This is a genomic window from Streptomyces sp. NPDC029216, assembly GCF_040648015.1.
Lineage (GTDB): Bacteria > Actinomycetota > Actinomycetes > Streptomycetales > Streptomycetaceae > Streptomyces.
The window spans coordinates 22,360-40,224 of record NZ_JBEZWL010000004.1; the positions used below are offsets into that span (position 1 = coordinate 22,360).

18 protein-coding genes are annotated in these 17,865 nt (G+C 73.5%); 9 read left to right on the forward strand and 9 right to left on the reverse strand.

Features of this window, described 5'->3' with window-relative positions; all coding sequences use genetic code 11:
- Positions 1 to 62: 62 nt before the first annotated feature.
- From AB0F18_RS02625 to AB0F18_RS02640, 4 genes are all read right to left on the reverse strand, one after another.
- Positions 63 to 1,265 (reverse strand): DUF1266 domain-containing protein, encoded by a 1,203-nt coding sequence (locus AB0F18_RS02625; RefSeq protein WP_362054052.1) that lies wholly within the window; start codon positions 1,263 to 1,265, stop codon positions 63 to 65.
- Positions 1,266 to 1,409: 144 nt separating this feature from the next.
- Complete coding sequence (locus AB0F18_RS02630) at positions 1,410 to 2,651, reverse strand: MFS transporter (protein ID WP_362054055.1); 1,242 nt, start codon at positions 2,649 to 2,651, stop codon at positions 1,410 to 1,412.
- Positions 2,652 to 2,703: 52 nt separating this feature from the next.
- The gene (locus AB0F18_RS02635) at positions 2,704 to 3,390 is read right to left on the reverse strand and encodes a hypothetical protein (protein ID WP_362054058.1); all 687 of its coding nucleotides are present in this window, start codon (positions 3,388 to 3,390) and stop codon (positions 2,704 to 2,706) included.
- Positions 3,391 to 3,414: 24 nt separating this feature from the next.
- Positions 3,415 to 3,726 carry a hypothetical protein gene (locus tag AB0F18_RS02640; protein WP_362054061.1) on the reverse strand — a complete coding sequence of 104 codons (312 nt, stop codon included), beginning with the start codon at positions 3,724 to 3,726 and terminating at the stop codon, positions 3,415 to 3,417.
- Positions 3,727 to 3,872: 146 nt separating this feature from the next.
- Here AB0F18_RS02640 and AB0F18_RS02645 point away from each other — a divergent pair, with 146 nt between their 5' ends.
- Complete coding sequence (locus AB0F18_RS02645; RefSeq protein WP_362054064.1) at positions 3,873 to 5,087, forward strand: FAD-dependent monooxygenase; 1,215 nt, start codon at positions 3,873 to 3,875, stop codon at positions 5,085 to 5,087.
- Positions 5,088 to 5,104: 17 nt separating this feature from the next.
- Here AB0F18_RS02645 and AB0F18_RS02650 read toward each other — a convergent pair whose 3' ends face one another.
- The gene (locus tag AB0F18_RS02650; protein ID WP_362054067.1) at positions 5,105 to 6,145 is read right to left on the reverse strand and encodes a hypothetical protein; all 1,041 of its coding nucleotides are present in this window, start codon (positions 6,143 to 6,145) and stop codon (positions 5,105 to 5,107) included.
- Between the two features lie 111 nt (positions 6,146 to 6,256).
- On the opposite strand from AB0F18_RS02650, the gene AB0F18_RS02655 reads away from it, so the two are divergent.
- Together AB0F18_RS02655 and AB0F18_RS02660 are read left to right on the forward strand one after the other, a co-directional pair.
- Positions 6,257 to 8,140 (forward strand): C1 family peptidase, encoded by a 1,884-nt coding sequence (locus AB0F18_RS02655; protein WP_362054070.1) that lies wholly within the window; start codon positions 6,257 to 6,259, stop codon positions 8,138 to 8,140.
- A gap of 16 nt (positions 8,141 to 8,156) precedes the next feature.
- A complete protein-coding gene (locus AB0F18_RS02660) occupies positions 8,157 to 8,309 on the forward strand; it encodes a hypothetical protein (RefSeq protein WP_362054073.1) in 153 nt (50 codons plus the stop codon).
- Here the strand turns inward: AB0F18_RS02660 and AB0F18_RS02665 are convergent.
- Positions 8,293 to 9,468 (reverse strand): DUF418 domain-containing protein, encoded by a 1,176-nt coding sequence (locus tag AB0F18_RS02665; RefSeq protein ID WP_362054076.1) that lies wholly within the window; start codon positions 9,466 to 9,468, stop codon positions 8,293 to 8,295. The two genes, AB0F18_RS02660 and AB0F18_RS02665, sit on opposite strands and share 17 nt — an antisense overlap.
- 146 nt (positions 9,469 to 9,614) lie before the next feature.
- Here AB0F18_RS02665 and AB0F18_RS02670 point away from each other — a divergent pair, with 146 nt between their 5' ends.
- The gene (locus AB0F18_RS02670; protein WP_362054079.1) at positions 9,615 to 10,268 is read left to right on the forward strand and encodes a GntR family transcriptional regulator; all 654 of its coding nucleotides are present in this window, start codon (positions 9,615 to 9,617) and stop codon (positions 10,266 to 10,268) included.
- The gene (locus AB0F18_RS02675; RefSeq protein WP_362054082.1) at positions 10,265 to 11,608 is read left to right on the forward strand and encodes an MFS transporter; all 1,344 of its coding nucleotides are present in this window, start codon (positions 10,265 to 10,267) and stop codon (positions 11,606 to 11,608) included. The genes AB0F18_RS02670 and AB0F18_RS02675 overlap by 4 nt, the downstream gene beginning before the upstream one ends.
- Here AB0F18_RS02675 and AB0F18_RS02680 read toward each other — a convergent pair.
- On the reverse strand, positions 11,550 to 12,593 hold the full coding sequence (locus AB0F18_RS02680) for a helix-turn-helix domain-containing protein (protein WP_362054085.1): 1,044 nt from the start codon (positions 12,591 to 12,593) through the stop codon (positions 11,550 to 11,552). The two genes, AB0F18_RS02675 and AB0F18_RS02680, sit on opposite strands and share 59 nt — an antisense overlap.
- A gap of 103 nt (positions 12,594 to 12,696) precedes the next feature.
- Positions 12,697 to 13,524: a maleylpyruvate isomerase family mycothiol-dependent enzyme gene (locus AB0F18_RS02685; RefSeq protein ID WP_362054088.1), complete on the reverse strand. Its 828-nt coding sequence runs from the start codon at positions 13,522 to 13,524 to the stop codon at positions 12,697 to 12,699.
- Positions 13,525 to 13,663: 139 nt separating this feature from the next.
- Here AB0F18_RS02685 and AB0F18_RS02690 point away from each other — a divergent pair, with 139 nt between their 5' ends.
- Positions 13,664 to 14,449, forward strand: a complete 786-nt coding sequence (locus AB0F18_RS02690) for a carbon-nitrogen family hydrolase (protein WP_362054091.1) — start codon at positions 13,664 to 13,666, stop codon at positions 14,447 to 14,449.
- A 62-nt stretch (positions 14,450 to 14,511) separates the two neighbouring features.
- On the opposite strand, the gene AB0F18_RS02695 is transcribed toward AB0F18_RS02690, so the two are convergent.
- Positions 14,512 to 15,039 (reverse strand): LURP-one-related family protein, encoded by a 528-nt coding sequence (locus AB0F18_RS02695; RefSeq protein ID WP_362054094.1) that lies wholly within the window; start codon positions 15,037 to 15,039, stop codon positions 14,512 to 14,514.
- Between the two features lie 31 nt (positions 15,040 to 15,070).
- Between AB0F18_RS02695 and AB0F18_RS02700 the strand changes: the two genes are divergently transcribed.
- The 3 genes from AB0F18_RS02700 to AB0F18_RS02710 all read left to right on the forward strand — a co-directional run bounded on the left by AB0F18_RS02700 (position 15,071) and on the right by AB0F18_RS02710 (position 17,707).
- Positions 15,071 to 15,877, forward strand: coding sequence for a hypothetical protein (locus AB0F18_RS02700; protein ID WP_362054097.1), 807 nt, complete (start codon positions 15,071 to 15,073; stop codon positions 15,875 to 15,877).
- Between the two features lie 78 nt (positions 15,878 to 15,955).
- A complete protein-coding gene (locus AB0F18_RS02705; RefSeq protein WP_362054100.1) occupies positions 15,956 to 16,102 on the forward strand; it encodes a hypothetical protein in 147 nt (48 codons plus the stop codon).
- A gap of 57 nt (positions 16,103 to 16,159) precedes the next feature.
- Entirely contained in the window at positions 16,160 to 17,707 is a 1,548-nt protein-coding gene (locus tag AB0F18_RS02710) for a recombinase family protein (protein ID WP_362054103.1), read from the forward strand.
- The last annotated feature ends 158 nt before the right edge of the window (positions 17,708 to 17,865 follow it).

Here is a 17,865-nt window from a genome sequence, read left to right on the forward strand (position 1 = left end):
AGTTGTCTCCCGGCTCGGCCGCCCCGGCGCCCCGGCGGCAGCCGGGGACTACCCGAAGTCGGTCATTCCCAGGGGATGTTGAGGAAGGGGCTGGCCGGGTCGGTGGTCAGGGTCAGGTGGGTGGCGAGGGAGGACGCGTACCAGCTCCCGAACTCCTCCTCGTCGAAGTGCAGGCACCGCGCGAGCGCGTACCCGGCGGAGAACTCCGCCCACGACCGGTACGTCCCCTGCACCTGCTCGCCCGCGCGGAGCACGGCGCGCTCGGCGTCCTGGACGGTGCCGTAGCGGGCGGCGACGCCCCAGCGGGCCATCTGCGAGGCGCGCCCGTGGTCCCACCCCTCGACGGAACGCACCCAGCCCTCCTCGGGCAGCAGCCCGTCGGCACGGAACCGCTGCTCGTAGCGGTGGATCCGGCCGATGAGCCGCCGGACCCCGGCGATCTCGCCCTCGACCTCGGCGGCGGGGCGCGGCTGGGCGACGGTGACCCCGTCGGGGGTCAGACGAGGCTGGGCGGCCTGCTCGGCGCTGTGCCGCAGCCCGGTCTCGGCGGCGTGCCGCCAGTGCTCGACGTCGACCGGCCCGGCGAAGTCGGAGGCGAGGACGCGGCGCACGCGGAGCGCGAACTCCCAGACGGGGCTGACGATGTCGGCGTCCAGCATCCGCTGGAGGAGGTCGAACCAGCCGACGGCGTCGGTGACGTCCCACATCTTGCGCAGGCGCTCGCGCTCACGGGTGTAGCCGTCGCCGTGGTAGGCGAGGGCGTTCCAGAACTCCCCGTTGGAGACGGCGAGGTGCGCCCCGACGGCCAGCCCGCGGGCCACGGGCCCGTGCAGCGGGCCGCCGGAGTGGAGGGCGTGCACGGCGCCGGGGGCCAGCCCCCAGGAGGGGGCCGCGTCCCAGTGCGCCCGCCAGCGGGCGAGGTCGGCGGGGGTGGTGGTGAGGTACGCCTCGACGGGGCTGCCGGGGTTCACCGCGAGGTGGGAGGGGTCCCGGTGGTCCCAGGCGTTCGCGAACCAGGCGAGGCTCTGGCGGAGGAAGACGGTGTGGGCGTCGGGGGCGGGCAGCATGCCCCGGGTGTAGACGGCGAGGGTGTCGTGGACGGGGTGGAAGCGGGCCCTGCCGGGGTCGGCGTCGACCTGTGCGCGGGGCTGCGGCAGGAACAGCTCGGCCCGGGCGAGCGCGTCCATGTACCCGTTCCAGTCCCCGCGCGTCTTCGCCTCGTACAGCTCCCGCTCGATCACACTCGGCGGCGTCCAGTCATCCACACGGGGACCCTATACGGGGCCCCGGCCGCCCTGGACGGGCCCCGCAAGGGCGCACTCGGCCCAGGCGCCCCCCACCGCTGCGGGCGGCGGCCGGCGCCGCGGGGAGGCCCCGTCACCCGGTCGCCGCCCCCGCCTGGGCGGAGTTCACGAGGACCTGCTGACCGGCATCCGGTTGACGCGGTACACGTCCGGGACGCAGAGGTTGACGGCGGCCGCGGCGGCGATCAGGGCGGCGCAGGTCAGGAGGACGGCGCGGCCGTCCCAGGCGTGCGCCGCCAGGGCGGTGATCAGGTAGCCGAGCGGGATGGCCAGGCGTTCGCCGACGCCGTTGAAGGCGCTCATGCGGCCCTGCTCCGCCTGCGGCACGTGCTGCTGGAACGCCGTGCTCCAGGCGACGATCGCGACGTCGAGCCCGATCCCCGCCAGCAGGGCGGCCGCCAGCACCAGGGCCAGCGGCAGGCCGGCGGCCATGGCGGCCAGGGGGAGCGCCAGGGCGGCGGACGTGGCCACCGCGACCGCCAGCAGCCGGTACGGCTTCCAGCGCAGGCAGACCAGGGTTCCCGCGAGGAGGCCGCAGGAGAACGCCGCCTGGATCAGGCCCCAGTCGCGCGCCCCGGCGTAGTGCCGCGCGGCGACCAGGGGGCCCAGGAGCTGGAAGCCCGCCAGCCAGGCCGCGACGAGGACCGTACCGGCGGCCGTGTAGGTCCACAGCCAGGTACGGGACCGGAAGCCCGCCCAACCGGCCCGCAGGTCCGCGAGGACGCCCTCGGTCCGGGCGGGCGGGGCGTCCAGGCGCAGACCGAGGAGAAGGACGGCGGCGACGGCGAACGTGCACGCGTCCCAGGCCAGCGCCCAGGCCGCGTCGCTCGCGGCGACGACGAACCCGCCGGCCACGGGGGCGAGCACCTTGACCGCGTTGCCGGGCAGCCTGAGCAGCGCGTTGGCCCGCTGGAGCTGCTCCTCGGGAACGATCTGCGCCACGGCCCCCTGCATCGCCGGGACGATGAACGACGCCGCCGTTCCGGAGACGAGCCCGCAGGCGGCGATGGACGCCGTCGTCGCGTGTCCCGTGGCCACGGTGATGGCGAGCGCCCCCTGTGCGCCGGCGGCGACGAGGTTCCCGAGGAAGAGGATCCGGCTCCGGGAGAGGCGGTCCGCGTAGATGCCGCCCACGAGGAGGAAGACGACCGTGGGGAGGGTGTTCGTGGCGAGGACCAGGCCGAGGGAGCCGGCTCCTCCGCCCTGCTCGATGACGGAGTAGGCCAGCGCGAGCGGGGCCATCGCCGAGCCCGCCGTCGAGATGAGGTTGGCCGAAACGAACCGCCGGAAGGCCGCGATCCTCCAGGGTGTACCAGCAGTCTGTGGTGGCTCGGTCGCGGTTTTCACGGTCCCCCTCGGTTTCGGCGCAGCGAGCACCCTAATGCAGCGGTGCCGGGCGTCAGCGGCCGATGGTGGTGCACCAGGCCAGGGTGGAGACGAGCTCGGCGCTGAACGTCTCGCAGAGCGCGAGCGCCTCCCGGCCGGCGGCGGTGCCGGGCAGGCCCGCGCCCGGCGGCAGGGCGGCGGTGAGGTCGCGGCAGGCGGCCTCGACGGCGCGGTTGCGGGCCTCGTGGTAGCCGGATCCGGCCGGCGCGGTCGCGAGGTGGCGGGCGTGGGCGTGCGCGGCCGGGTGGTCCCACGGGGAGTCCTCGGTGATGCGGTCGAGGGTCCGGGACAGCTCCCGGGGGAGGCGGATGATCCGCTCGGTCTCCTCGGGGCCGAGCCCGCCCGCGTTCCGCCAGGCCGCCAGCTCCGCCAGGGTCTCCAGCCGCACCTCCGCGAGGGCCCCGTCCGGCTCCCCCTCCTCGGGGTCGGTGAAGAACGGCGTACCGAGCAGCTCCGCGACCGCGTCCGCGTCCTCCCCCGCACGGCCGGCTTCCTCGCCCGGGGTGAGGAGCACCGCCCGGAAGACGGCCTCCAGGAGCGTGCGGTGCAGCCCCTGGCGGGGGTCGGGCGGGAGCATCAGCAGCGGTGCCCGCAGCCGCCACAGCGCCAGTGCGGCCGCATGCCGCCGCAGGCCGGGGGCCATGCCGCGGCACAGCTCCGCGAGCGCTTCGTCCTCGTCGAGCCCACCGGGTGCATCCATGGCCCCGACCCTATGGCGCCGCCCTCAGTCCGGGCCCACCTGGGCGGTGAGGTGGACCGCGACCTCGAAGACCGCCAGGGCGGGCTCGGCGCCCACGTCACGGAAGAGGCGGGGCGCCGGGGCGCCGCCCGGGGCCGCGCGTACGGCCTCCAGGGCGGCCCGGTCCCGCCAGAGCGTCTGGATGCGCCACTGGCCGTCCGGGCCGGACAGCAGCTCCGTCCGTACCAGCCCGTCGGGCAGCGGACGGGCCACGAGCTCGCGGTACGCCGTGACGAGGTCGGCCTCGCGCCCGGCGGCGACGACCCCGCTGACCTCGCTCAGCACCTGTCCGGTCATGCGCCTCATCTCCTCGCCCCCTTCCACGCTACGCGCGGGGCGACGGGTCGGCGCGGGCGGCCGGATCCGTCGCGTTGCCCCGGGGCGGGGCGACCGCGTCAGTAGGCTGGCCGGTCAGGGCAACTCGGCGGCGGGTGGAGGGCGTTATGCGGGGCGGGAAGGTCGCGGTGGTCGGCGGGAGCATCGCCGGGTGTGCGTTCGCTTCGGCCGCGGTGCGGGCGGGGGCCGGGGAGGTCGTCGTACTGGAGCGGACCGGTGGGCGGCTGGAGGACCGGGGGGTCGGGCTGTGCGTCCACGACGACCGGGCCGCCGAGCTGGTGGCGGCCGGGGCGCTGCCCCCGGGGATCGCCGCGCACCGGCTGGAGCGGCGGCGGTGGGTGGTCCGGGACCCCGCGGCGGGGGCCGGGGGGCGGCTGTTCTGGGAGCAGCCGTTCCCGTTCCACTCGTACCACTGGGGGCTGCTGTGGCGGGGGCTGCGGGCGGCGGTGCCGGGGGCGGTGGACTACCGGCAGGGCGTGGCCGTAGCGGGAGTGGAGGGGGCCGGCGACGGGGCCGGCGTGCGGTTCGCGGGCGGGGCCGCCGAGCGGTACGACCTCGTCGTGGGGGCCGACGGGTACCGGTCGGTGGTGCGGGAGGCGGTGTCGCCGGGGGCGAGCCCGCAGTACGCCGGGTACGTGTGCTGGCGGGGGAACTTCGACGCCGGGCTGCTGGAGGGGCTGGAGGGGGCGGAGTCGCATCCCGGGGCGGTGACCACCGTCTGCTTCCCCGGCGGGAGTTGTGTGATCTACCGGATCCCCGGGCCGCAGGGGCTGCGGGTGAACTGGGTGCTGTACGCGGCGCCGCCGCGGGGGGCGGGCCTGCGGTTCGACGATCCGACGAGCTTTCCGCCCGGGGCGCTCGGGGAGGAGCTGGCGGGACATCTGCGGGCCCTGCTGGAGCGGGAGTTCCCGGAGTACTGGGGGCGGGCGCTGGCGCTGACCGCGCCCGGGGACAGGTTCGTGCAGCCCATCTACGACCTGGTGACGGAGCCCACGGCGGCGGGCCGGATGCTGCTGGCCGGGGACGCGGCGACCGTGGTGCGGCCGCACAACACCAGTGGGGCGGCGAAGGCGTTGCAGGACGCGACCGCCTTCGGTGCCGCCTGGGGGCGGGCGGGGTCCTGGGAGGACCTCGTCGCCGGCTACCAGGCGGCGCGGGGGCCGGCCGGGCGGGATCTCGTCGGACTGGCACGCCGGTTGGGGCGGGCGCAGGTGGAGGAGACCCCGGTGTGGAGGGAGATGAGCGCCGCGGATGTCGCCGGGTGGTGGGAACGGCAGCTGGCCGGGGCCGCGGGGATCGGGGGCCAGGCCATGTCCTCGTAGGGACGGGCCGGGGCGGCTCAGTCGTCGGCCGCCACCAGGAGGGTCAGGTGGCCCCGTACCCGGTCGATCAGGACCAGTTCGTGGAACTCGCCGTGTACGCCGCCCCAGTCGTGGAAGTCGTCCACCCCGACCCCCGTCAGGTGGTGGACCGTCGTGGCCGAGGTCAGGCGGGCGAACACCTCCCGCCGCAGGTCCGCCTCCAGATCGGCGGGGACCGGGTCGTACTGGTCCGCCCAGGTGCGCAGGAGGTGTGCCGCGTCGTCCGGGGTGATCGGCTCGTACGCGGCCGGGGTGATCAGCCTGCGCCAGAACGAGCCGTGGCGTCTGCCCAGGGGGAGGACGCCGCTGCCCGCGTAGTCGTCCCGGAACTGTTCGTGGGAGATGAGGGCGGCCAGGAGGGCCGTGTCCCCGGGCGGGGCGGCCGGCAGGCGGAAGTACTTGGCGTCCAGCCAGCGGAAGCAGTGGGACCAGCCGTCCCCGGGGCCGTAACTGCCGAAGTTCAGGAAGGCGTCGCCCTCGTGGACGAGGGTCTCGTCCGTGGCGTTCAGCGCCGCCAGGGCCGCCTCCAGGCGGGCCACGTCCACCGCGTCCTTCTCGCGGCGCGGGCGTTCCGGGACCCACACCGGCATCATCCGCTTGATCTCGATCTGGGCCTCCGGTGACGCCACCGGGCACTCCAGTCCGCGCAGGCGCCCCGGCTCGACCCCGTCCAGGATCCCCGCCGGCCACGGCGTCCCCGCCCAGGGGCCGCCCGCGACGAGGACCCGGCCGTCCGCCCGGCGCCGGGTGACGAACGCGAAGCTGTGCTCCTCGCCGTCACGTACGAGGTCCAGCTGCTGGTCGTCCGCGTGCCGGACCTCGTACCCGCGGGCCGTCAGCAGCTCCCGCAGCCGCTCCGCGTCCTCGGCCCAGGCGAACCAGTCGACGTCCTCGTGCTCGCGGGTGATCTCGCCCAGCCAGAAGTCCATCGCCCAGCCGCCCCGCAGCCAGACCTCCGGCCCGAGGGCGCAGACCTCCTCGATCATCGAGAGCTGGCGTTCGGTGCGCTGTGCGTCCATCCCGTCACCGTACGACCCCCGTGCGACCGCGCGACCGCGCGGCCCCCCTTGACGGGGGTCGGTGGCGGGGAGACGCTCCCGGGGCTTGCACACGAGGGCTGGGGGGCCGGGATGCCGGAGGAGTCTGTCCAGACGGTGGGGGAGCTGCGGGCGCAGCTCGCGGAGCACGGGGCGCGGTGGTCGGTCAGCGAGCACCTCGCCGACGAGGACCCCGTCCCGAGGCCCTCGCTCGGTCTGGAGCCGGGGCTGAACCTGACGCCCGCCGCCGAGGCGGGGACGGTCGACCTGCGGGCGCTCGTGGGGCGCGAGAGCGGGAACCCGCACCTGACGCGGCGGCGGGCCGCCCACGGGCTGATCGAGGGGACGGTGCGCGGCGCCGGGCGGCCCGTGGCCGTGGACTGGCGCGGCCGCTGGGGGTGGCCGTGGCTGACGAAGGTCAAGGACCAGAACCCGTGCGGGTCCTGCTGGGCCTTCGGGGCGGCCGGGCTCGTCGAGTCGATGGCCCGCATCGAGCACGACGTGTGGGCGGTGCGCTCCGAGGGGGACGTCCACGACGGGCTCAAGTCCGCCTGCGGACAGGGCGGCAACCCGGAGACCGCCCTCGACTGGATCAAGGAGAACGGCGGCCTCGCCGACCCCGGCTGCCGGCCGTACAGCACCCCGCCGCCCGGGCTGCCCGCCGAGCGGCGCGACGCCTGGCGGGCCGAGTACACGCCCAGCTGGGACCGCTCGGGCCGGACGGTCCGGATCACCGACTACGTACGTCTCGGCGACGTCGAGCAGCAGAAGGTCTGGCTGGACACGGTCGGGCCGCTGACCGCCTGTTTCGACGTGTACGACGACTTCTTCGGGCTCGGCGCCGGGGTGTACCACCGCACCAGCGACCGGCTCGCCGGCGGGCACTGCGTGCTGGTGGTGGGCTACGACGACGCGGCCGGCTGCTGGCTGTTCAAGAACTCCTGGGGGACCGGCTACCACGTCGGCGGCTACGGCCGGATCGCCTACGGCGAGGTCAACATCGACTACTGGGCCAAGTGCGGCCTGCGCGGCACCAACATCGACCCCTGGAGCAAGCGCCGCCTGCACGCGGGCAGCGTCTACGAGAGCGGCAACGGCCGGGCCCACCGCAACTTCGAGATGGCCGCGACCGCCGGCGGCGGCCGGCTCCAGCACTGGTGGCGCGAGGGCGACGCCCCCTTCGGCTGGACCCGCGCCGAGACCTTCGCCGCCGACGCCTCCGGCCAGCCCGCCTTCACCGGCACCACCTACAACCGGAACATGGAGTCCCTGCACGTCACCACCGGCGGCCGGCTCCGCCACTGGTACTACGAGCAGGCCGTCGGCGTCTGGCGCGACGGCGGCGCCTTCGGGCCGGGGGACGCGGCCATCGGCTCGACCCCGGCGTTCATCCAGAGCGACTACGGTCAGCCGGGCAACTTCGAGGTGGTCGTCCGCACCGCCGACGGCCACCTCAACCACTGGTGGCGGATCAACGGCGCCCCCTGGACCTGGAACGACGGCGGCCGCTTCGGCTCCGGCATCGCCCACTACGGCCCCGCCCTCGTCCAGACCCGCGCCCGCACCCTCGACCTGGTCGCCGCCCGCACCGACGGCCGCATGCAGCTGTGGTGGCGGGACGACCCGAACGGCTTCGCCTGGCGGGCCGGGGAGGTCTTCGGCAGCGGGGCGACCTCCGCGCCCTGCCTGATCGAGGGGCAGTACGGGGCCGTGGACGAGGACACCGCCGGGAACTACGAGCTGTGCGTGGCCGTCGCCGGCGGGCGGATCGAGCACTGGTGGCGGGGGAACGCCGTCGGCGCCCCCTGGACCCGCGGCGCCGTCTTCGGGCACGACGCGCTCAGCGTCACCGGGATGCTCCAGGGCAGCTTCGGGTTCAATCTGGAAGTCGTCGTCCTGCGCACCGACCGCCTGCTCCAGCACTACTGGCGCGACGGCGCGGGCTGGCACGAGGGGGCGGTCATCGGCCCGGCGTGAACCAGGAGGTCCCACGGTGGAGGTGCGCCGGATCGTCCTCGGCGCCGGGGAGTCGTACGAGCTGCGGCTGACCGGGCGCGGGGCGCGCGGGTACGTGTGGACCTGGCAGGTGTCCGGGAACGCCGACGAGTTCGTGCTGGACGTGGAGGTGGTCACCGGCGGGGCCTGAGCGCCCAGTGCTGCACGGCCTCCAGCGGCCCCCGCTCGAAGCGGCGCAGCCAGAGCCGGGACGCGGCGACCAGGGTCAGGCTCACCGCCGCCCACAGGCCCATCACCCACCAGGGGCCGGACCCGGCGAACCGGTCGGCGAGCCCGAGGCCGATCCCGTAGCAGAGCAGGACGCACAGCAGGTTCTGGCCGACGTAGCAGGACAGGGCGGTGCGGCCGACGGAGCCGAGCGCGCGGGCCGCGGGGCCGGCGCAGCGGTCCAGGGCCCAGCCGATCAGCCCGGCGTACCCGAGGGCGATCAGCGGGGCGATGCCGTAGCGGCCGAGGACGAAGAAGTCGTGGCCGCCGAGCGTGGCGGCGGCGCCCAGCGGCAGGCCGAGGCCGAGCCCCCAGGCGGCCATCCGGCCCCGGATCCGGCGCCCGGCTTCGGTCGGGGCGAAGGCGCCGGCGCGGTGGAGGCGGACACCGAGGAGGAAGAGGAAGACGAGCAGCCCGAAGGAGAACACGGGCTCGATGCGCAGCGCGAGGGCGTGGTCGAGCCGGAAGCCGATCTGCTCGGCCCAGCCGCCGTGCGCGTACAGCCGGACGGCCCGCGGGTCGGGGCCCTCGGGCGCGGAGTCCGGGGTGAGGACCTCGCCCAGCGTCACCAGGCCGATCAGGGTCAGGTGCAGCCCGCCCGCGCCCCACATGACCACCCGCCGCACCCGCTCGGAGCGGGCCAGCAGCCAGGCGACGAGCAGGGCGGTGACGGCGTACCCCATCAGCACGTCCCAGGCGAAGACGAGGACGAAGTGGACGGTCCCCTCCAGGAAGAGGAACGCGGCCCGCCGCGGGTAGCGGCCAGGCCACCGCTCGCCCCGGCGGGCGGCGGAGTCGTACTGGATGGCCAGGCCCACCCCGAACAGCACCGTCAGCAGCGAGAGGAACTTCCCGTCGGCGAGGAAGCGGAAGGCGGCTTCGGCGACGGTCGCGGCGGACGGGTCGGCGAGCGGGTCGGGCAGGTGCATGCTCCCCCCGAGCACGCTCCATTCGGAGCCGGGGGAGGCGAAGATCCAGACGTTGGTCATGAGCGTGCCGAGGATGGCGGCGCCGCGCAGGACGTCGAGGAGCGGGAGCCGGGTCGCGGTCACCCCGGGGGTGACGAGGGTGGTGTGGGCCATCTCCTCAGCCTCGCGGCGGGCCGGGCCCGGTACGTCCTGCCGGTGGACGAAGCCGCGCTACATCCTTCGGCGGAGCCGCGGGCCGGCGAGGTCCACATCGCGGACGGAGAGAACGGGTGTATCCCTCATGTATCTATCCTGTGCGCATGCCGTCCGCCGCCACCCAGGCCCCCACCGCCGCCGACCGTGTCTACCGGCACGTCAAGCAGGGCGTCCTCGACCGCCGCTACGAGGGCGGGCTGCTCCTCACCGAGGGCGAGCTCGCCGTGGCCGTCGGGGTCTCCCGGACCCCGGTCCGCGAGGCCCTGCTGCGCCTGGAGACCGAGGGGCTGCTCAAGCTGTACCCGAAGAAGGGCGCCCTGGTGCTGCCGGTCTCCGCGCAGGAGATCGCCGACGTCGTCGAAACCCGGCTGCTGGTGGAGGAGTTCACCGTGCGCAAGGCCGTCCCGGCCCCGCCCGCCCTGCTGGAACGGCTCACCGGGCTGCTGGAGGAGCTCCGGCGGTACGCGGCCCGGGGCGACCTCGCCGCGATGATGGCGGCCGACCGGTGCTTCCACGCCGAGATCGTCCGGCACGCAGGCAACCAGATCCTCTCCCGCCTCTACGACCAGCTCCGCGACCGCCAGCTGCGGATGGGCGTGGCCCTGCTGCACGCGCACCCCGAACGGGTGGAGCGCACCCTCGCCGAGCACACCGAGATCCTGGACGCCCTGCGCGCCGGCGACCGGGAGGCCGCCGCGGCGGCCGTGCGCGGGCACATCGGGCGGGTCGAGGCGCTGGTGCGCGGGGCGGACCGATGAGCACCCCGGCCGGCCCGGCGGCCGTCCAGGACCCGCCCGGCGGGCGGCGGGCGGTGGCCGTCTGGTCCATCGGCGTCGCCGTCTACTTCGTCGCCGTGATCTTCCGTACCAGCCTGGGCGTGGCCGGGCTGGAGGCCGCCGACCGCTTCCACGTGAACGCCTCGGCCCTGTCGGCCTTCTCCCTCCTCCAGCTGCTCGTCTACGCGGGCATGCAGGTCCCGGTCGGGCTGATGGTCGACAAGCTGGGCACCAAGAAGGTGCTGACCCTCGGCGCCGTCCTCTTCACCGCCGGCCAGATCGGCTTCGCGCTCTCGCCGACCTACCCGATGGCACTGGCCGCCCGCGCCCTGCTGGGCTGCGGCGACGCGATGACCTTCATCTCCGTGCTGCGGCTCGGCACCCGCTGGTTCCCCGCCCGGCGCGGCCCGCTGATGGCACAGCTGGCCGGGCTGGTCGGAATGGCGGGCAACCTGGTCTCCACGCTCGTCCTGGCGCCCGTCCTGCACTCCGCCGGCTGGGTGCCGGCCTTCGCGGGCAGCGCGCTGGCGGGGCTGGTCGTCCTGGTCCCGCTCACGCTGTTCCTGCGCGACCACCCCGAGGGCCACGCCCTGCCGCCCGCGCCCGCCGGCGGAGGGGGTTTCGTACGCCGTCAGATACGCGAGTCCTGGCGGGAGCCCGGCACCCGGCTGGGGCTGTGGGTGCACTTCACGACGCAGTTCCCGGCGATGGTGTTCCTGCTGCTGTGGGGCATGCCGTTCCTGGTCGAGGCACAGGGGCTGGACCGGGACACCGCCGCCGGGCTGCTCACCCTGATCGTCGCCGCCAACATGGGCTGGGGGCTGGTCTACGGCCAGGTCATCGGCCGCCGCCCGGCCGCCCGGCTGCCGCTGGCCCTGGGCACGGTCGGCGTCACCGCCCTGCTGTGGGCCTCGGTCCTGCTGTACCCGGGCGAGCACGCCCCGATGTGGCTGCTGGGCACGCTGTGCGTGGTGCTGGGCACCTGCGGCCCGGCCTCGATGATCGGCTTCGACTTCGCCCGCCCGGCCAACCCCGCCGAACGGCAGGGCACCGCGTCCGGGATCACCAACATGGGCGGCTTCCTCGCCTCGATGACCACCCTGCTGTCGGTGGGCGTCCTGCTGGACGTCACCGGGGACGACTACCGGATCGCCTTCGCGTCGGTGTTCGTCGTGGAGCTGCTGGGCCTCAGCCAGATCCTCCGCCTGCGCCCCCAGGCCCTCGGCCGCGAGCGTGAACTCCTGGTGTCCGCCTCCGCCCCCGCTACGGCCGTGGGAGGCCCCCGGGCGTCCGCCCCTTCGGCCCCGTCCGCCCCGCGCTGACCCGCGGCGCGAGGGCCTCGCGCACCGCCCGCTCCCGGTACTCGGTGGGGCTCGCCCCGTACGCCTGCCGGAACGTACGGCTGAACACCGACGGGTTGGCGAACCCCCACCGCCGGGCCACCGCGTGCACCGGCCGGCCGGGCAGCCGGGGGTCGGCCAGGTCGGCCCGGCACCGCTCCAGCCGGCGCCGCCGGATCAGCCCGGCCACCGTCTCGTCCCGCTCCCGCAGCAGCTGCTGGAGGCGGCGCAGCGAGACCCCGTGCGCGGCGGCCACGGCGGACGGCGTCAGCTCCGGGTCGCCCAGGTTGTGGTCGATGAACGCGTCGATCCGCTCCAGCAGCGCCCGGTTGCGGGCTTCGGGCGTCAGCTCGTCCTCGGCGCCGAGGCGCCCGGCCAGGCAGGCGCCGACCAGGTCGAGGGCGACCGCCCCGATCCGCTCCAGCTCCGCCGGCCCGCAGTCCGGGGCGTGCGCGGTCAGCGAGCGCAGGTACTGGGTGAGGATCGCCCCCATCCCGTACCCGCCGGGGATGCGCTGCGCGAGCAGCCGCCCGACCCGCTCGGCGCGCAGCGGCATGGCGGCCTTCGGGAAGGACAGCGTCACCGCCCGGATCAGGCCGTCGGCGCCGGGGACGGCGTCCGACTCCATCGGCAGCGAGGTGTCCCAGAGGACCATGTCACCGCTGAACAGGCCCGTGTCGGAGCGGTTCTGGGCCAGCGACATGGAGCCGTGGGCCACCAGACCCAGCTGGTACTGCTCGGGATCGCCGCGCCGGACGTGCGCGGGCGTGCGCCGGGAGCGCAGCGCGGAGAAGTCGAACGTGGACACCTGGACCCGGCCGAGGTCCAGCACCGCGGCCTCCGCCCAGAAGCTCCCCGGGGCCTCGCTGCGGATCGCCGTCGGTACCAGCTCGTGCGCGACGAGATCGGTGAACCAATCCATCCGCTCGGCCGCCGGCACACCGGCGGCCGACAGTCTGGCCCACACCCCTGGAACCCCCCTCGGTCACTGCGCGTTCTTGCTCCCGCTGTGACTGGGACGTGAAACCGCGCGGACCGGTTCTCGCGCCCGCGCGGCAGGACGGCGGCCGCTACGGGGTGACGGCGAAGTTCGCCAGGATCGCGTCCGCCAGCTCCGGGTCGCCGTCCACCTTCACCCGCTCCGCGACCGTGCGCGGCCGTACGCGGCCCGCCGCGAGACGGACGTACGTCTGCCAGTCGAGCGTCAGCGACACCGCCGGGCCCAGCGAGGGCGTCGAGTCGATCGTGGCCCGCCCGGCCTCGTCCACCCGTATCGTCCGCAGGAACTCCAGCTCGCCGTGGACGTCCAGCACCACCGTCGTGTTCGGCGGCGCACCCGCGCCCTTCGCGACCACCTTCGGCAGCCCGGACAGCAGGATGTCCCGCGCCACGTGCGCGCCCGGAGCGTCCCAGTTGCCCGGCACGGCCAGCGCCGCGCGCAGGTCCTGCTCGTGGATCCACACGTCGAACGCCCGCAGCCGCAGCGACAGCTCCAGCGGGATCTGGTCGCCCTTCGGGCCGCGCACCAGGGTGGTGGCCGGATCCCGCTTGTCGTTCCGCAGCTGGCGCTGGCGGCGGATGACGGTGTACTCCAGCTCGGAGGTCATCTCCAGCGCGGTGTGGTGCCGGCGGACGTCGACCGGAACTTCCATGTAGCGGGTGAACTCGTCCACCACGTGCCGCAGGTCGCGCGGCAGCGTGTGGATCGGCCGCGGGTCGCCGAGCTGCTCCAGCTCCAGGCCGATGATGTGCGAGACGACGTCCCGGACGGACCAGCCCGGGCACGGCGTCGGCAGGTTCCACTGGCCCTCCGTCAGGGGGAGGACCAGCTCGGTTATCGCCTCGATCGAGTGTGTCCACGCGTCGGCATAGGGCTCAAGGCTGGGATGGACGGTCAACGGGACCCCTCGCTGGCTGTTCAGTGGCGCGTTGTGGACTATTCCCAAAACTACGCTGCCGATGAGCACCCCGGCAGCGCTTTCGTGTGACGATCGTAGGCCTTGAGTTGACCGGCTGACATGCCAGGACGGTGGTAGTGTGCGCGCCTCGCTGATCCAAATCGCGGTGACCGACGGAGAGTCGACGGCTTCCCGGCGGTCCCGCGCCGCCGAACTCGTCCGGGAGCAGAGCGACTCCGACCTCGTCGTCCTTCCCGAACTGTGGACCGTGGGCGCCTTCGCCTACGAGCAGTTCGAGACGGAGGCCGAGCCGCTGGACGGCCCGACGTACGAGGCGATGTCCAAGGCCGCCCGCGACGCCGGGGTCTGGCTGCACGCCGGCTCGGTGGTGGAGCGGGCGGGCGACGGCTCGCTCTACAACACGGCGCTCGTGCTCTCCCCGGCGGGCGAGCTCGCCGCGAGCTACCGCAAGATCCACCGCTTCGGTTTCGACCAGGGCGAGGCGGTGCTGATGTCGGCCGGCGACTCCCTGACCACGGTGGCCCTGCCGGAACAGACCCTGGGTCTCGCCACCTGCTACGACCTGCGCTTCCCCGAGCTGTTCCGCGGGCTCGTCGACGCGGGCGCCACGACGATGGTCGTCTCGGCGGGCTGGCCGGCCCGGCGGCGCGAGCACTGGACCCTGCTGAACCGGGCCCGGGCGGTGGAGGACCAGTCGTACGTCCTCGCCTGCGCGACGGCCGGCACGCACGCGGGCGTCGAACAGTCCGGGCACAGCCTGGTGGTGGACCCGTGGGGCGAGGTCCTGGCGGAGGCGGGCCCGGGCGAGACGGTCCTGACGGTGGACCTGGACCCGGCGAAGGTCGCGGAAACCCGCGCCCAGTTCCCGGCCCTGAAGGACCGCACCCTGGGCCTGCGGCACTGATCCTGGAAGGCCGGGCAGGGGACCGCTCCGCGCAGCGGCCCCCACCCGGCCCGGGCCGCCCCTCATTCACCGTCGGCGCCGGAGGCCTCCCGCTCCCGTTCCGCCATGCGGATCACGCACACCGCCACCGCCACCATCAGCGCCGCATCCGCCTCCTCCCGCACCACGTCCACCGCATACGTCTCCCGGACCCGGTACCACTGCCGCGAGACCAGCGCGAGCAGCTCCCCCTCGTACTCGACCTTGAACTCCCGGTCCAGCACCCGCCCGCTGACGTCGAGCTCCGTCCCCTCGGACATGGTCACGCGGAAGTGGTTCCGCAGCAGCGACAACCGCTTGCGCCGGATCACCGCCAGCCGCTTCCCGTCCCGCTCCAGCGTCATCGCGTCCCGCAGCCCCGGGAGCCCGAGCCCGCCGAACAGCCGCTCCCGCAGGGTGATCAGGACCCGCCCGTCCGGATCCTCCAGCTCCAGCGTGTCGCGCAGCCGCAGCGCCTTCCCGTCGACGAGGAAGGCGTGCCGGCCGTCCTCGTCCTCGATCCAGTAGTCGTCCCCGATGGCCAGCAGTTTGTCCCGAACGAGGTATTTCATACCGAGATCGTTTCCCGGATAGGTTGCCGCCATGCCCCTTCTCTACGTGACCGACCTGGCCTACCCGGCGCGCGGCCGCCGCTACGGCGACGAGGACGTGTTCCTCAGCGCCCGGCTGCGCGAGCACTTCCCGCTCGCCCTGTGCCACCCGCTGGACGCGCAGGCCCTGATGCCCGGCTTCGACGCGGTGATCGTCCGCAACAGCGGTCCCGTCCTGCACTACCAGGAGGCCTACGACGCCTTCCGCGCGGCCGCGCTCGCCGCCGGGACCCCCGTCTACAACCCGCTCACCGGCCGCGCCGACATGGCGGGCAAGCAGTACCTCCTCGACCTGACGGCCGCCGGCCACCCCGTCATCCCGACCGTCGACGACCCCGCGGACCTCCACCTCCTGCCCGCGACCGACACCTACGCCGTCAAGCCCAAGCAGGGCGCCGACTCCATAGGCCTGACCTTCACCCCGACGCCCGTCGCCCGCCCCGGCGAGTCCCTGATCCAGCCCCGGATCGACTTCGCGTACGAGGTCTCCTTCTACTTCGTCGACGACGCCTTCCAGTACGCCCTGTACGCCCCGGACCCGGCGCGCCGCTGGGAGCTGGTCCCGTACGAGCCCACCGCCGCGGACCTGGCCTTCGCACGCGGCTTCATCGACTGGAACACCCTCGCCCACGGCATCCAGCGCGTGGACGCCTGCCGGGCCCCGTCGGGGGAGCTCCTCCTGGTCGAGCTGGAGGACCTGAACCCCTACCTCTCCCTGGACCTGCTCCCCACCCCCGTCCAGGACTCCTTCATCGAAGCCCTGGCCGCCTCCCTGCGCGGCTTCCTCGCCAAGTCCTGAGGCCCAGCCCGCCCTCGGCCTCGTACCCGAGCTGCCCGGGCTCGGAGAAGAGGGAGGGCGGGATGGCAAGCTTGAAACATGAACGATGCTGCCCCGGCGCCCACCCCCGCGCCCGCACCCCGCAAGCGTGCCCGAGTCCGTGCCCCCGAGCTGATCGGCAAGGGCGGCTGGATCAACACCGGCGGGAAGGACCTGAAGCTCGCCGACTTCCGAGGTCGCACATAGATCCTCGATTTTTGAAAATCGACAACGGACCACCCAACTTGCGTTCACACTGACGGTGTGCACCAAGCCACAATCTGTGACCTCTATCTGCGCCTGTCCCTCGACCGGGACGGCAAGACCGCGATCGAACGGCAGGAAGCCGACTGCCGTGCCTGGGCCGAACGCAACGGACTGACCGTCCGCAAGGTCCACATAGACAGAGGGCGCTCCGGCTACAAGACCGTTGAGCGCAAGGGCTTCGATGCCGCACTGGCGGCAGTTACGGCGGGTGTCGTCGGCACTCTGATCGTCTGGAAACTGGACCGGCTCTCCCGCAAGGGCATCGGCCAAGTGGGCAAGGTGCTGGACGACATCGAGAAGGCCGGCGGCCGTCTCGTCTCAGTTCTGGACGGTCTCGACACTTCGAATGACTCGGCGCGCATGGTCGTCGCGATGCTGGCTGAGCTCGCCCGGTCCGAGTCCAGGAATCTCGGTACGCGCGTCGGCCACGCCAAGCGCTACCTGCGTAGCAAGGGTCAGTGGATCGGCGGCCAGCCACCGTACGGGCTGCTCATCGACCCGAAGAGCAAGAAGCTCATCCACGACCCGGAACACGCCGTCTACGCCCGCCTGATCGCGGATGAAGCGCTTGCCGGGACATCGCTGGTCAAGATCGCCCGACTCCTCAACGAGTACGAGATCCTCTCGCCCCGGGGTGGGCAGTGGAATGCGGCCAGCATCATGCAGCTCCTGCGCTCCCCTGCGTTCGCCGGCCTGATGCCGGAGACCGAAACCGTTGAGACGGACGACGGTGAGCGGAAGTACACGGGCAGGGTCTTTCCGTATCGCGATCCCGAGACGCTCGACACGGTCGAGATCGGCGAGGGGGTCATCACAGTCGGGGAGCGTGAGCAGATCATCCGCACGCTGGAATCCAGGACGTTCGTACACGCAGGAAAGCGGCGGCCGAAGCCCGACGGGACGGCGCTGCTCACGGGACTCGTCTACTGCGCGGTTCCTGACTGCGGTCGCCGGATGCACCGTGTGGGCGTCAGCTACCAGTGCATGGCACGCCGTGCGGGTAACCAGTGCATCGGAGCGTCGGCGCTGGCTGATGCGGTTGACCAGTATGTGACGGAACAGTTCCTCACGAAGCTTCCGGCGCTCGAACCGGACGATCCGCTGCTTGTCGCGATCGCAGATCGCTGGGTGCACCGCGTGGACCCGGAGACCTTCGCGAAACGTGATGCTCTCACTGCGGAGATTCAGGACGAGGAAGCCCGCCTGGCTGATCTGGAGGATGCACGCTACGTGCGTGGTGAGTTCAGTGGCGCGGCTGCCGTGGAGCGCTACAACCGGCTTTCGGAGCGTCTGAGGGGACGAATCGACGGCCTCCGCGGTGATCTTCAGAGGCTTCCCGTGCCGTCCGTGGACGTGTCTCCGATGCTCGACGGCGTCACCCTGCGAGAGGCGTGGGCGGATGCGACCAACGAGGACAGGCGCGAACGCCTGTCGCTCGCCATAGACCGCGTTGAGGTGAGCAAGGGAGTGCGCGGAGAGCGGATCATCCCCGAGCAACGCATCCAGATCCATTGGGCGAAGCTGGGCACCGACACCGCCACCTGACCACCACGGCAAGCCCCCGCTGTCGGCAGCGGACAGGCGTGACGGAGCGACGAAATGACGCTCTTGCCCGGTTACCTCTTACGGAAGTGTTGTTGTCTCCATGAGTGGATCAGAAGTAATCGTCATTCCGTCACTTCGTCACTCGGGATGTCCAAAGT